This window comes from Diplocloster modestus, assembly GCF_019042245.1.
In the GTDB taxonomy this organism is placed as follows: Bacteria; Bacillota; Clostridia; order Lachnospirales; family Lachnospiraceae; genus Diplocloster; species Diplocloster modestus.
This window is the reverse complement of record NZ_JAHQCX010000030.1, coordinates 13,753-28,745: the sequence shown is the minus strand read 5'-3', so window position 1 is coordinate 28,745 and position 14,993 is coordinate 13,753. Positions and strand designations below refer to the sequence as shown.

The following is a 14,993-nucleotide window of genomic DNA, read 5'->3' as shown; positions in this document are numbered from 1 at the left end:
ATGATGATGGTTTACCCGTTATGGTAGACCAATCTTGTGTGTGGGATACGTTTGCTTTTGATGCTAAATTATTATTTAACTCCGCCAAATCGCTATTTGTCGTATCAATACTATCCGCCAAATTATTGTTTCGCGTATTAAGCTCATTAATAGCTGCCACCACAGAACCTTTAGCCGTCGTTGCTAAACTTCCCAATGTACCTATTGACGTCTTAATAACATCAAATCTTTTCCGGATCTTTCCAAATAACGTTGTCAGCGCTTCTCCACTGGCAATATCTGCATCCGTAGCTGGGACAGTAAATGCCACCGGCGTACTAACGTCTACCACGCCTGTAGCTCCAATCGGCCCCTGCGGGCCAATTGGTCCTACATCCCCCTTCGGCCCTTGCGGACCTGCCGGTCCCGTTGCACCTTTGGGGCCTTCCGGTCCCTGCGGGCCAGTATCTCCCTTGTTCCCTTTCAACCCCTGGGGGCCTTCGGCGCCAGTTTCACCTTTCACTCCTTTGAGTCCTTCCGGCCCCTGTGGACCGGTATCTCCTTTATCCCCTTTCGGCCCCTGCGGACCTGCCGGGCCGGTTGCGCCAATAGGTCCCTGGGCCCCGGTTGCACCTTTATCACCCTTGTCACCTTTCGGTCCTTTTACATTGCCTATAAATGCTCTGCCCATACTAATTTCCTCCTATTCTTCTGGTATAACATAATATACATTTCCTGTAGTTGCATCATATTCAAATACGGGAGGCGTGCTCCCGTCCGCATACGTCGCATAGAGATCTCCCGCTTCGTCTGCTGACAGAGTAAAGAGCCCACTGGCTGGGACCACGACACCGCTGTCACCCCGGTCTCCTTTATCCCCTTTCGGTCCGGCTATACCCTGTATTCCCTGAGGGCCCTGCGGCCCGGTTCCTCCAACCGCTCCCTTAGGTCCCTGTACACCGGTTGGCCCCTGCGGCCCGATAGGTCCCTGTTTTCCTTCTGGCCCCTGCGGTCCCGTCGCGCCTTTTGCACCGGTAGGTCCCTGAGGGCCTGTAAACTCCCCATTCTCTTTTCGGGTAGTCAGATCGGAGGCCACTCTATCGGCATTGGCCGCAGCCACTGATGCGGCATCGGCCTGTGTTCTGGCGCTCTCCGCCTGGCTATTTGCGAAAGTCCCCGCCTGGTTCGCGCCATCCCGGGCATGTCCGGCCTCATCGATTACATATTCGGCCGTAACTTTGGCCTGATTCGCTGCTGCTAATGTTTCTCTTGCTGCCGTCAATGCTGGTCCGGTCTGCGGAATATATTTTTTGGCATCTCCGATCAGTGTATTCAACGCGGAAAATTCGTCCGTACTTTCGATCCCGCTGTCGGGGACCACGCTTTTTATGACCTGCATTTTAAAATAGGCGGTAGATAGAAGAACCTGTTCTTTTCGAAGTTCAATCTCCACCATAGCCAGCCCGTCTGCGGCCAGTGTCTGACTGGTCAGCGGTACCAGGATTTCACCATTTTGCAATTCACAAAAACTGAATACCGAGGTACCGTCTGGCTTTCTTATTTTAACCCTTAATTCCGAATCCTGTGGAATGTCGAATAGAGACCCGTCTTCTGTAAGCCTTGCCGCTATGAATCTGCTTCCGGAATCATTTTGTTTTGCCGTAACCATAATAGACGGCATTTCTCTATATAAATCAACCACTATATGTTTTATTATCTGCATTATTTTTCACCACACTTTTCTGATACGCTTCCCTTTCCGCATCTGCCATTTTCCGGGTCAATGCCTGTACTTCCTCATATAAATCCCTGATCAGAGGCTCAAGCAGTACCCAATGGATTCCCGATCCGTTTATGTCCGTCCGTATCTTTTCTTTTAATTCGTCAATTACTACGATCGCCGGCTTCTGCAGCTCACTTTGCATCTTACTTCGCATTTCTCCATTTGTTTCACTTAGCATTTTCAGAACACCTTCTCTCTAACTCCTCGATTCTTTTAACAGCCTCTTGAACACCACCCCATAATACGCCCAGCGACGCGTACAAATTAATGGATTCCCCATCCGCTGTCAAAACCTTAGGCGACAACCGATATCCCTCTCCGATCACAAATCCCTGCATCCGATAATCCGGATGTGATTTATATTCGAAGAAATATACATCTGTATTCATGACATGCTCTAAAAGGCCGCTTGCCGGTTCGATATTTTGTTTCAATTTAACCAATGACTGCGGGCTGGCTCCAAAGACATCCAGTGTCCCTTTCCTGTCTCCGTTCACAACGGACACAAAATCCGGAGTCATCTGCGCATAGTGCTCTTCTCCTGCTTCCGTAGAAACCCCCGCCGTTGAGATTTTAGCGATCCATCCGCTGCCGTCTATATTTTGGATATGCATTCCGCTGCCAAACATTTTCATCTCAGCCGTCTGATCGTGATTATGTATCAGACAGGTAACATCCTTTTCCGAACCGCCGTCAATCGTCACATGGGATGCGAACATATCCCCATTGTGGTCGACACGGTATGGGGCAGCTTCACCCGTCAGATCATCGCCGCCGGCCCAGAAGGCTTTTCCATGTCCATATGCGTTCATACCTGCTCCATTACTGTGTAAACGGTATGGCTCGATCGTCCAGTCCGCGATTTTTCCCCCAATCGCAGTTAATCCGTTATAATCCAGTCTCACGAATTCCGTTTGTCCATCACCCGACATAGCTTTGATTTCACCCGATGAATTATTTTGGCTTCCTGCGATAATAGTATTTCCCTGGATCGTTATGCCGGAGAGTTTACCGGTCGTAATATAATCGGCTACTATTTTTCCATCCATGGTCATCGCCAAACCATAAGGTCCGCTGACTCCATTTTTACTATGCCCTAAACCTGCCAGATTCCAGCACCATATATTATTTGCCTTTGTCTTGTCCGGCTGGTCCATAATCAGAATTCGTTCCGGCCGCTCCGCCGGATCCAATACGACGTAACCTCCGTCTTGTCCGGTTATCAGGCGTGTGGCATCTTCGATCGCTATTTCCATGGTCGTCTTTGTCTGTTCGACTTGTTCTGTAATTTCCGTGCGTATCTGGTTGTAAGTCCCTTCTATCGTCGGCGGTAACGTCGAGAGTGTTACTACATCTAAGGAATGTCTTTTCGGGTATTCCTTATATTCCACTACCTGATGATTCACACGGGTATGCCGCTTTCGGTCAATGAGCGTCACTACCTTGTATAACCAGATATCCTGATCCAGATTGTTTACCTCACACTCGTAGGATCTCTCAGGGAAAGACAGTTTTTCCAGCTTATTGATTGCCGCATTTTTCAGAGTCTGCGCGTCTGTATATTGTTCATCCTTCCAGCCAACGGAAATGATTCGATCCGAGTAGCGGTGATTTTCCACATATTCTTTCCCATCATTCACAGAGGATATAGAGAGCGGGATCTTGGTCTTATCATCTGTTTTCCCGTATGCATACAGCCTGGTGGCGAAATTTGTACTGGTTCCTGTGTAGCCCAGACTTTTCAGGTTTAACTCTTCAGTGATATATTCTCCGGTTGCTGTGTACTCCTGCGGATTTACCACATAGAGGATTTTATTTAACACATCAAAATTTCCTACTACCCCCCACAGGCCCAGAGCTTTGTTCAACAGGTCTTCCGAATTCACATTTTCCACAGGGTGGCCTTCACTGGCCTCTATCGTGTATCTTTGGACATACTTACCAGCATCCGAGATGGACCAGTTGTATGGCTTAATATCATTTAACAACTCAGACAGGCTGGTATCTTCTTTTCGGTATTCCCGCCAGAACCGTTCCCTCCAATCATCCAGATCCAGCTGGCAGTCGATCACGATATACTGCGAATGCTCATCAATGGATTTAACGGAATATTGGTTGTTTTCTGCGATGATCCGGCACTCCTCTGTTATGTATTGATAGATCTCATGCCGGGCCGGAAGTTCAAAAGATAGTACATCATAGCCGTTGAAAGCATGTGTAATACTCCATTTAGTCTCCTCCGGCTCAAAGGGATGCAGGATACCAGGTGATTTTGGATCTTGTATTTTCAGCATTTCTTCACCTTCATTCAAATAACGGGTAGTATTCTACCGTTATAGGGATATTGTAGGACATGGTTATCTCATTTTGTCCGGGGAGGATTTTGGGGAAATCAATGACGTCGGTGGCAGCAAAACGGTTATTGCCGTTCTCTGTGATCTTGCCGGTGATCCCGTCTATGATGAAATTTTTGCCGGCATGGAGATTGGTAACTTTTATGCTGTTGATTTTGAAGGATGAAATGTCAATAGGGGGCTTCAGGATGTATCTGACTCCTGACGGTATGTTTCCGTCATTGTAAATGATGGCTGGTTCTGTGATTTCGGTGGATATCAGGGGGAGACGCTGTACTACAATAAAATTTAATGTTACCAGGTAGTATGGTGTTACACCAGACTCCTGTATGTTTTTGCCCGTAAGAAGCGCAGGATATTCAAATCTGTGCAGTTCCCGTTTCAGGACACATTTTTTGCATGCTAACAGCAGGTTCGATATGTTTTCTTGCGCACTTTCGTCTGAAGCTCCTCCTACATAAAATTCTACAGTAGCTGTTTTAGGTTCTGTCGTCCTGTCGAACTCAACAAATCCGCTTTTTCCTGCTTGAATAATATATTGGGTTGTGATGATGCCAGGTATTATAGAAAATGACTTTAGATCCGCATTGAATTCCAAATATGCATCTTTTTGATTGATCAAACATCTTTCTCCAACACATTTATCCTGGAGATTGTATTCCGGGTTATAGTCATACATGGGCATTCCTCCTTTTCATGTTAGAGTACGAATACCGGAAAAAGTTACTCTTCTTAATTTATATTGCTAATCCAAGAATTAAATCATCCATGCATATTCATAGCTTGGATTCTTGAAACAACCGGTGTAACAGCTCTGCCTACTACTTCTACTGCTTGCCCGTTAATATCCAAAATGAAATGCTGTTCCCGTTTATCTTCCACTTTAAATGTAGCTTTTCCGACTTCCTCTGATATAGCCTGGACCAGTTTGGAATAATCAATATTCAGCTTCTGTTCAGCAGGGTGGGTAGGTTCCTCAGGCTCAATACGAGATGCGAAATCGGTAAATGATATATCTCTGCCAATCGGATCCTTAAATATACGTTCCATTTCTTTCGTTAACGCGAAGGATTCATCTAATACCTGTTTTCGATTATTTTTAATCCCCATCGCAAAATTATTCATCATGTCCGGCATCCATGTATCATCATCAGACATCGGCCCAATATCCGGAGTACTGTGATGTAAGTATCTGCTGACGATTTCCGCAACTCTTAGAGCCGCCCTTTCCACTTCTGTAGTCCCGCTGCGTATTCCGTCAGCAAAATTAGAAATTAGATCAGCCCCCCAATCATATGTAGGAAAATTTTCTGAATTCAAAGTCGACAGAGTATCTATTATATTCTGTATTAACATTTGAAAACCAGGCAGCTTTTCGTCTACTCCAGTAATAAGTCCATTCATCATTTCTGCAGATGATTCATAGGTATACTCCGGCAGTTTTGCTTCGTCCAACGTCCCTGTTACTGCATCTGCCATGTTTTGTGTACTTTCAACCAATATATCGTTTCCTTCATCCATAGCCTGTGCCCCGCCGTTAACTACGCCGGACATCTCATTTCGTCCCTTTTCGGTAAAATCTATCTCATTAAGCTTAGTGTCTACCGTCCCTGCAAAATCATCGACCATAACTCCGGCCTGTCCTTTCAGTTGTTCAGATGTTGGTTCATAATTATCTGACGCGGCCTGACCAATCATTGTCCATAAGCTGGTGGTGCTATCATATACTATACCAAGACCAGACAGCATACCTGCTGATATATCTTTCGGTATCTTTTCACCGCTCGCATTTAATTCATCTATTAATTCCTGAACAAAATCAGATCCTTGGGCTTCTTGAATTTTTTTATATACGTTCGACGTACTGTCATACACAAGCCCGGCCTGGTTCTCAATACCTTCCATTATGCTAGCGGGTATTTTTTCACCAAATCCCTTTATGTTCATAAGGGATTCTTCTAAATTAGGATTATTTTCTGATAACTGTTCTCCTATATAAAAGTATAATGCTTGTGTATCACCAGCTAATGCTTTATATTTCTCAACGTCGCTAATTCCCTTTCTTAAACTCTCCGGAATCCCCTTACCGGTCTCGATCAGCTTTTCTTTCATCTCAAACAAAGCTTCTTCTGTAGGTAACATAGTCTGCATTATTTCATCCAGTTTCGGCATATCCGTTTGCGATAATTGACTTTGAATTCTAACCATACTTCCCTCAACCGAACTCATAAGATTACTAACAGATGTATCTAAGGAACTTGTCATCACTCCGAGTTGATCGTCTGAAGCGCTTTTAAAGGCCTTAGCGTTAAACAGAACAGTAGATAAACTTTCTGAAAGAAGGCTGTTTTTACCAAATTCTGTACTAATGTTATCTGCAACTTGTTTTGCCGCATCACCAAACTTTTCTTCAATAACCCCCATACTTACATCGATACTTTTTAATTCGACCTCATATTTTTGTCTGTTCGCCTCATTGTTCAGAACCTTGTTAAAGTTGTCAATCGCTTCCTCCGGCAAGTCAGGAATAAGATTAATGATTGTTCCTGTCTGAATCTGCCATTCATCTATTGCATCCACTTTTTCCTGCATTGCATCATTCATTTGATCCATGAGATTAAGGAAGCTTTCTGCATCTAATGAACCCAAATCTACACCAAGCTTAATTTTATTAATCTTTGATTCGAACAAAGCCTCAGACACTTTGTCCATTATATTTTGCATCTTCTGAATTGCGGCAGCTATGGTTTCAGCCTCTTCCGCATTAATAATCCCGTCTGTCATCGCTTCTGCATAGGCTTTACCCACTTCATCAGAGGCTGTATCAAATTCTCCTTGTATCTGTGACATACTCTGAGTGAGAGCATCTGAAATAAAAGAACCAAATGGATCGTTATCACCTTCCGGAAACATAGCTTTTAGAGAAAGTTTCGCACTGAACTGTGTCTGTTCCAGAAAACCCAAACCATTATTCACGTAGGATTCTAAAGTCTCACCCAATTCTTGACTTGACGTTTCATCGAGTCCCCCCAGGGTAACTGCTTTCATTAAGCTCTTTTCCAAAGATTCAGCGAATCCTTCAATCTGTGTTCGCTGCTGCTTCAAGTCACCGAATGCTTCCAACGATTGGCTGATATTATCCAAAGCCTCCGAATTCACAAGCTCTTCTGCTATATCTTTCGTTTCTTCCAGTGACAACGATATATCTCCAAATCTTTCTTCAAGAGCAGCTTGCTCTGCTTTTTCATTGGCCTCCTCTATTGCAATTCCCACACCAACTATAGCCGCCGCCACACCCACTCCAATTCCGACCGGAGACCCAAGGAACTGGATAAGGCTGCCTATTCCTGTAGTTAACGATCCAACGGAATCCAAAACAGGTCCTGATACAGCCACTATTCCTCCGGCTGCCGCGATAAGTTTTTGTTCCTCAGGTTCAAGTTTAGAAAAACTTTCTGCAAGTTTTCCGATACCTTCCACTAGTTCCGTCGCAATAGGTAAAAGAGCTTCACCGGCATGCATCCCAGCTATTTTCAGTTTATTGAAGTCACTTTCCATCTTTCCCAGCGGTGAAGAATCCATCTGATCAAACGCCTTCTGAGTTTCTCCCGCTGAACTTTTAATCTTTGACAAAGCATCCTGAAAACTTTTTGAACCTGATTCCGAAGTAAATGAAAGCATAGAATTCAGTTGTTTCGTCGTTCCAAATAATGCCGCAAATTTTGAAATTGGAGAGTCGGATACTTGTGCCAATGCATCCATTTCTGCCTGCATGTTTTGTGTTTCTGTTGTCAGGTTTTTATATTCTTCTGTATTACTGCGGCCTTGCTCCGTGAGTTCTTGCAGCTTTATTTTATTAGTTTCAATTTTTTCTGATAAATTGATATACTCAGGCGCTGCTTTTAACATTGCTTCTTTTACATCATCCAAAACTCCGGAGAAACCTTTTGATTGTAATGCTGATGCCGAAAAATCAATCCCTAACTGTTCAGCAGCTGTTGATACTTCCGCTGAAGGATTCAGTAAATTATTAAGAACATTACCTAAATTTCCAACAGCTTCATTTGCAGACATACCATTACCAGTCAGTAACGCCAAGCAGGTCATCAACTCTTCTGTTTGCATACCAGCCTGAGCAGAAATAGGTGACAGTTGACTGATGCTGTAGGACAATTCATCAAAAGTCATTTTACCAATACTCTGAGCCGCAAACATCTGATCCGATACTTTCTTCATACTGTCTGCACCGGTCAATCCATAAGTATTCATAACCGTTGTCAAGGCATCGACAGTTGAAGATATATCTGTGAATCCTCCTTTTGCTGCCTTTACCGCAATGGTTGTATAGTCAATCGCATTTGCTGTATCTCCAGTTGCTTTCAGTGTCCGATACATCGCTTCATTATAGTCTGTTATTGCGATGCCAGTTTCCTCCGAGGCCTGAACCACCCCATTTCTTAACCGGTCATAGGAAAGAATCGTATGATCAAAAATAGAACTTATCTTCTGAAATCCCTGCTCTGCATCTTTTGCAAGTTGCAGGCTTGTCTTTCCTACCGATTCCAATGGCTTAGTAAAAACATCTGATATAATTCCAGCTGCCTTACTCACTTTTTGTCCAAAGGCCTGTATATCATTTTCCCCCATTAGCTCACCCCCAATCTGTTATAAAACTCTTCCATATTTGTCACTTGATTCTCATATACAGGATCTTCACCATTTATTATTTTAGTCCGAATATAATTACAAGCTTCGTCAAAGCAGAATCCTGTATAGTTATCTTTTATTTTCATAATCTGACTCGGACTTTTGCTTTGAGATATCCCCAGATTTATGATTCTTAACAATTCCTTGCTCTTTACGAAACATCCGCAGGGAATCAATCCCTGTCTGTACATAATTGTAGATATACATTAGCTGTGTATCTGTCAGATTGATTTTTGCATCCTCGAATTCCTGATAAGTCGGTTCCACCAGCGCTGCCTTAGCGATACAGCGCATAACCTTTGCCATTTCAATAAGACTCTCATTGTCCTTCATAACTCCGGACGTCCCATTTTTAAAGAGCTCCGCCGCCGTAGACAGCAACGGATTCGGTATCCCCCCAGACTCTGCCAGATGAAGCAGAGACGGCCTGCGCAGCTTCACAATCAGCGGCTCCTCGGAGAGGAAGCCGGGCAGCTCCACTTCAGAACCGCCCGCATATCTTTTTAAATCCTGTAACGATGTTACCATCCTCTCTCCTCCTGTCATGCCATTGCGATCACATCTGCAATGCCAGCTTTCTTTGCTTTATTTTCAGAATCCAACTCGACAACAAGGATTTTATTACCGCTAGCCGCAGTTACTTCCTCTGTGCCGTTCCACGCTGTAAATTCATCTGTGCACGCTTCATCATAAACCGGCATGGAAACGGATGCACCGGTCTTGAACTTATAGCTGTTGGAGATCGCTTTTGCCGGAGAAACCGTCAGTTTTGTTTTTCCAGCCGCAGAACCCGCCGTACTGGTCACGCTAAGAGTTCCGATCGTCTGCTCAACAACCGGCAGTTCTTTTACATATTCGATCTTATAAGGCGCTTCGCCGCTGGCTGGGGAGGAACTGATGGGATATTCCGTTGCCCGGAATACATTATCCTCGGAGTTCAGTCCTGCCGGCTGACCGGTACAGCCCGGATATGTAATCTTTTCGTATCCGATCACTTCAGAACCTGACATCTGAGCGGAATATACGTCCAGCACAAACTTCACCGGCTCGTACTCGGCACCGGATACCGGCAGCTCATAACTCACGATATTTCCGTCGCTGTCTTTCACCAGTGTACCGCCCTGCAGAATCTCGATCATCTCCAGAATGGTTAAGTTGTCAGTCAGAGTAATCAGATGCCCGGTCAGCGTTCTCTTCTCCGGTTTCTGGGCCTTGAGTACGCCCTTTACGATTAATTTTACTGCTTCGGTAGTCTCTACCTGAGGCTCCACTGCGATCTTACTTCCCGATGTAATCGCGATGCTTCTGGGATTCTCCTCTTTTGTCGTTGCTACGATCATACTGCAATCGATAGTTGCTCTCTCTGTACCTTTTCTCGGTTTAATTCCTGCCATTTTTAATCATCCTTTCCAGTTGTTTTTGATCACACTATTCGTGTTATATTTTCTGTCGACATTCTACGGCTTGTCGATATCGCCGTCATTTAGAAGAAGTTCATTGCGCAATTGTTCAATCATGGCTTTTTGGTTTTGAATCTGATTCTGAAGCTTTGACAGTGCTTTTCCGTATTGTGTCATTATCTGATTTACACAATCTTTCTGAATACCCAGATCGGTCAAAAACTTTCTATCCATTTGATCTCCATCTTCCCCGTCCGGTACTTCGCTTTTTATCGGGGTCGCGTCCCCCGTGTACCTGCGCCGATTACGCCCGCGCCCAGGCGGAATTTTATAATAAAGTCCGACAATTGCCGGGCCTATTACCAAGTCATTATTGTTCTACAAGTCATCACTGTTCTCCAAATACTTGTTTTTCTGCTGCCATGAAATCATACTGAATGACTTTCCATATAACGCACCCCTTCTTTCGTAAGGAAAAGGTTATCCCGGTTTATTACCCGTACTCTTCTGATATCCATCGTTTCAGAGGGGTTCCAGAACACCCCCTGTATCAGTTCCTCATTTTGCAGCTTCATAAGGGCTGATAAAAATATCTGATCCTCCATCTGTAATTGCTCACTTGTGATCTTCTCCATACGGGGCAGATCCTTCTGGTACTCTGTATATATAGCCTGAAGTACCTGCTGTTTTGCATCAGTTGTCATCATTCTCCTCCTTGCGTGCTTTCCCGCACGATATCGGTATACCACGTTCACACCTGTATACTGTAACCTATCATCTCTTTAATCTATCCTATCATTTCCAAATGGGACATGTAGGACATCCGGGACAATCTTTTATTTTCTTTAGAAAAATTTAATTTTCATTCAGAAACCTAAAATATTCCTTTTTCACACTCTCTCCAGTGGCCCCTCTTCCCATTTTTACAGCTACCGCTTCCCAGGTCAGACGCTGGAACACTTTAAACCGGATAATGCGCTGCATACGCGCAGGTACCGTGTTTAGGAATTCTTCCGCCTTCAGTTTTACATGCTCGGCATTTTTCTTCCGTTCTACTAAGAGTTTTTCTTCCAGATGCAGCTGCCAGTCCTTATCCTGCATATCCTCTGCGCCGGCCGCCCCTATGTATTTGTTTCCATTGGAAATCTGATTTACAGTACCTTCTCCAAGGACTGACGCCTGCTTCTTCTTTTTCAAATATTTGATGTCTTCTTCAGTTTCTTTCACTAATTCACAAGCATCTATATATTCTTCCAGAATTTCTTTCCTCATAATGATCCCCCTCACCTGGTAGTTTGCAGCGGTTCAAGCTGAAAATATTCGATCCCGTTGTGTATGATATAATTTCTGCGGTAAAGACCATCTCCCTGCATTCTTGTCATCACGGGTATGCCGGAAGCCTCAGAGAGCTGCTCCACGCCTTTAAAAAGGTGTACACAATAGTCGTTCAGGCTGTCTAATGGTTTGATCTCTTTGTCTCCCCTTACACCCTCCATTAATTCTCTGTGATCCAAAAATAGCTTTTCCAAGTTCATCATCCACGTAAGAACCTCTTTCTGACTTTCCATCACTCTGCATCCTCCTTTTCTATTTTCCATGTTCCCGCTCTAATTCACTTGACCGGGCGGCCACGGAAACCGCATAATTAGAATAATCACCTGCTCCCCATTTTTGATATGCCGTATCCTGGCGCATGTTATATTTCATCAGTACCAGATAAATATCTTCATTTTCCGAAAATAATTGGGACAGATAATCGATCCCAACCAGAATGTTCTGCCGCGGTTCTGTCAGATCTGTAACCCCGAGTCTTTTCATTCGGCCCTGATGCCAGTAACTGTTAATCTGCATCAGCCCGATACATTGTCCATTTACCGCTTTCGGATTCCAGTTGCTTTCAGCTTCTATGATCGCTTCCACCAGCTCAGGGCAGATATTATATTCCGCACTCGTCGCTTCTATATAGGTTCGCAGATATACCCGGCTTTCTAAAGCCTCATCACCTTGTATGTGCATCGGTCTGACAGCAGCTGCTAAGATAGCCAGAGCGGGAACCATCAGTATTGTTCTCTTTACTTTATCCATAATCATGTACCTTGCCTCCTCCTACGATAATTTTGATATACCGGTTATGGTTCGCTGTTCTATTCCCGGCACTTATAAAACATAGCTTTTGCATGATCATGACAAATTCTCCTTAAGGGTTTGAAAGGTAATCTTTTTTCGTTTGAAGATATTTCAGTTCCAATTTCTGGGATAGGTGCATTCAAATCTTAAATTAATACAAAAAGATATGATTGGGTTTCATACTATCCGGAAATATGAAACTGCTCTTGCATGTATTACCAAATTATGGTATTATAATATCGAACATTAGTTCTTATTTACATATCGTGTCATTTCTGTCAAAAAAATATAATTATTCATTACCTTATTTTTTGTTGGTTGTTACACTTCATTTGCAAAAAATTGCTATATATTTTACATTTATTTATTATTTGTAATTTTTTTGATAAACTTCAAATATAATGTAATTTTAACAATCATTATTTTAGTCACTTTTCGTGTCTATTAATGTTATATCATATCCCACATACTGTGTCAATACTTTTTTTTACATTCCGTGTCTATTTTTATTTACATTTAACACGAAACGTGATATTATATAGACATGGAGGTTGGTGATATGGGAAATTTTAATAGTGTTTTTCGTAGTTTAAGAATTGAGGCTGGATACACCCAGGATGGTTTGGCAGAAATACTCGGAATATCCCGAAGTGCCGTCAGCATGTATGAAAACGGAAACAGAGAACCCGATTTTGAAACCCTGGAACAAATAGCAGACCTATTTCAGGTGGATATCGATTATCTCCTGGGGCGTACCGGCAAACCGGTCAAAACGGTGAACGATTATGAACCGTCGTACGAAGACATTCAATCCTTAGTGGCCAGAAACGGCAGGAAATTATCAGTGGAACAAAAACAGGAAATTATCAGGACATTATTATCAGATTAGCAGGTGATCCCATGGATACGCTTCGTATTCAACAAGAAATCTTAGATGTTTTTGAGACAAATTCTATATACTCATTTCCAATAGACTGTATCTCTTTGCTGCGCAAATATGGGTATGAGTGCTTGAAATATTCCGATCAGAATCCTGAGAAAAAGGCCACCTGCCTGCAGGTAAGCGACGATGCTTTCCGCTTGAAAAAAAAGGTCTACTATAATGATACTTTACAAAATTGCAGAATCCGTTTTACTCTTATGCATGAATTAGGCCATCATGTATTGAATCATACGGGTGATTCACAGCAAAATGAGACCGACGCCAATTATTTTGCCAGTAATATATTGGCTCCGCGTATTGCGATCCATTATTCAGAATGTAAGAATGCGAACGATGTATCCCACATTTTTTCTATGAGTTATTCAGCAGCTGAAATTGCTTTTGACGACTATCGCCGCTGGCGCCGTTATGTTGCTTATCATAAGATGAGTGTGTTAGATAAAGCGATGTATCGTCATTTTTTTAATAGTAATGCGAATCGTTTTGTGTGGCACCTGGAACAATGTTGGGATTGCGGCCGTGAGATTTATAATCAGCCGGGTAAGGAATTCTGTTCGATATGCAGCGCCAGATCCGGGCTGAATCCTGATTTGGATTCTGAATCTTACGATCACCTTTCAATGGATGCACGTGTTTTAGGTTATATTACCACACTTTGATTTTAACATTCACGAGCCCTGGGTTTCCGTATCCTTAACGCAGACAGCTTCCCAGGGCCTGAACAATTATATATTATTTTTTTCTAAGTCTATATTTTCTTCCTTCCATCAATGCTCAGATTTCACTGCTGATGTTTTCTTTTTCAGCTGATCTTCTTATAATTTAATTTCACAGGATAATGAAACATTGCATATAATACAATAAAATTACGATCGGTGCGCTTACATGAATGATCCACGCGGAACTATGTTCCAACAGGGCGATATTATGCGAATTAATAATGCCTTTGTTGAAGACGTCACTTGTTTTAATAACTCTACAGGTAATATAATAGTATCTTACTCTGTACCAGAAAGAAATAATATGATTTCTATACAAAACATTCAGTTAAATATCAATAGAAATACTGCGGTATTAAATTCTTTTGGACAAAGTATGTGCTCCTGCTGTATTCAAAGGGGAATGTGGGTGAATGTTGCATTTTCATCTCGTATGACTATGAGCATACCCCCTCAGGCAAATGCTTTCTGGGTTGTTGTCCAAAGGAATCCACAATTTCCAATACCGCCATTATTTCCCATACCACCCCAACGCCCTTTGCCACCCCAGCGTCCGTTACCACCCCAGCGCCCTTTGCCTCCTCAGCGACCCTCTGCTGAAACTACAGGCCGGATTGTTTTAATTGACTTTGACAATAATTTTATCATCACTGAAGATCCGAATAATAGAAACAATCAAACCAGATTTCTTATTACGAATACTACCTCTTTTACAAACCGATTTGGTGCGCCTATCAGATTTAGCAATCTACAGCCAGGTCAGATGGTCAGAATTACTCATTCGAATATACAAACGCCCAGTATTCCGCCTCAAACAACTGCGTTTCATATTCAGCTGATTTAATTAAAGTACTCACCTTACAAAGCTGAAAACCCAGAGAACTAGATTCCCTGGGTTTTTACTATGTCACACTAATCTTTTCTTTCTTTATTACTATCTGGCAATCGCCATCCAGCTTTACCAGTCTCCGGTCAGCTTTG

The 14,993-nt window shown here is 43.0% G+C and carries 15 protein-coding genes and 1 pseudogene; 3 read left to right on the top strand and 13 right to left on the bottom strand.

Annotated elements, in window-relative coordinates; all coding sequences use genetic code 11:
• The 13 genes and pseudogenes from KTH90_RS24585 to KTH90_RS24520 form a co-directional block, all read right to left on the bottom strand.
• Positions 1-670 (bottom strand): annotated as a pseudogene (locus tag KTH90_RS24585) (collagen-like protein); the annotation flags it as partial.
• A gap of 12 nt (positions 671-682) precedes the next feature.
• Positions 683-1,702 (bottom strand): BppU family phage baseplate upper protein, encoded by a 1,020-nt coding sequence (locus KTH90_RS25005; RefSeq protein WP_275061500.1) that lies wholly within the window; start codon positions 1,700-1,702, stop codon positions 683-685.
• Entirely contained in the window at positions 1,674-1,940 is a 267-nt protein-coding gene (locus KTH90_RS24570) for a hypothetical protein (protein ID WP_158355097.1), read from the bottom strand. Before KTH90_RS24570 ends, KTH90_RS25005 begins: the two co-directional genes overlap by 29 nt.
• On the bottom strand, positions 1,930-4,056 hold the full coding sequence (locus tag KTH90_RS24565) for a phage tail spike protein (RefSeq protein WP_238727611.1): 2,127 nt from the start codon (positions 4,054-4,056) through the stop codon (positions 1,930-1,932). The genes KTH90_RS24570 and KTH90_RS24565 overlap by 11 nt, the downstream gene beginning before the upstream one ends.
• Before the next feature lie 10 nt (positions 4,057-4,066).
• A complete protein-coding gene (locus KTH90_RS24560; protein WP_158355093.1) occupies positions 4,067-4,795 on the bottom strand; it encodes a phage distal tail protein in 729 nt (242 codons plus the stop codon).
• A gap of 83 nt (positions 4,796-4,878) precedes the next feature.
• A complete protein-coding gene (locus tag KTH90_RS24555) occupies positions 4,879-8,763 on the bottom strand; it encodes a phage tail tape measure protein (RefSeq protein WP_158355091.1) in 3,885 nt (1,294 codons plus the stop codon).
• 129 nt (positions 8,764-8,892) lie between these two features.
• Positions 8,893-9,351, bottom strand: a complete 459-nt coding sequence (locus KTH90_RS24550) for an esterase (RefSeq protein WP_158355088.1) — start codon at positions 9,349-9,351, stop codon at positions 8,893-8,895.
• Between the two features lie 14 nt (positions 9,352-9,365).
• Entirely contained in the window at positions 9,366-10,217 is an 852-nt protein-coding gene (locus KTH90_RS24545) for a hypothetical protein (protein ID WP_158355086.1), read from the bottom strand.
• A gap of 63 nt (positions 10,218-10,280) precedes the next feature.
• Complete coding sequence (locus KTH90_RS24540; RefSeq protein ID WP_238727610.1) at positions 10,281-10,457, bottom strand: hypothetical protein; 177 nt, start codon at positions 10,455-10,457, stop codon at positions 10,281-10,283.
• Positions 10,458-10,651: 194 nt separating this feature from the next.
• Entirely contained in the window at positions 10,652-10,930 is a 279-nt protein-coding gene (locus KTH90_RS24535) for a YjcQ family protein (RefSeq protein WP_158355084.1), read from the bottom strand.
• A 148-nt stretch (positions 10,931-11,078) separates the two neighbouring features.
• Positions 11,079-11,495, bottom strand: coding sequence for an RNA polymerase subunit sigma-70 (locus tag KTH90_RS24530; protein WP_158355082.1), 417 nt, complete (start codon positions 11,493-11,495; stop codon positions 11,079-11,081).
• 11 nt (positions 11,496-11,506) lie between these two features.
• A complete protein-coding gene (locus KTH90_RS24525; RefSeq protein WP_158355080.1) occupies positions 11,507-11,791 on the bottom strand; it encodes a hypothetical protein in 285 nt (94 codons plus the stop codon).
• Between the two features lie 19 nt (positions 11,792-11,810).
• Positions 11,811-12,314: a transglycosylase SLT domain-containing protein gene (locus KTH90_RS24520; protein WP_158355078.1), complete on the bottom strand. Its 504-nt coding sequence runs from the start codon at positions 12,312-12,314 to the stop codon at positions 11,811-11,813.
• Positions 12,315-12,909: 595 nt separating this feature from the next.
• Here KTH90_RS24520 and KTH90_RS24515 point away from each other — a divergent pair.
• The 3 genes from KTH90_RS24515 to KTH90_RS24505 all read left to right on the top strand — a co-directional run bounded on the left by KTH90_RS24515 (position 12,910) and on the right by KTH90_RS24505 (position 14,856).
• Positions 12,910-13,239 (top strand): helix-turn-helix domain-containing protein, encoded by a 330-nt coding sequence (locus KTH90_RS24515; RefSeq protein WP_158348668.1) that lies wholly within the window; start codon positions 12,910-12,912, stop codon positions 13,237-13,239.
• Positions 13,240-13,250: 11 nt separating this feature from the next.
• On the top strand, positions 13,251-13,952 hold the full coding sequence (locus KTH90_RS24510) for an ImmA/IrrE family metallo-endopeptidase (protein WP_158355075.1): 702 nt from the start codon (positions 13,251-13,253) through the stop codon (positions 13,950-13,952).
• Positions 13,953-14,178: 226 nt separating this feature from the next.
• Complete coding sequence (locus KTH90_RS24505; RefSeq protein WP_158355073.1) at positions 14,179-14,856, top strand: hypothetical protein; 678 nt, start codon at positions 14,179-14,181, stop codon at positions 14,854-14,856.
• Positions 14,857-14,993: the final 137 nt, after the last annotated feature.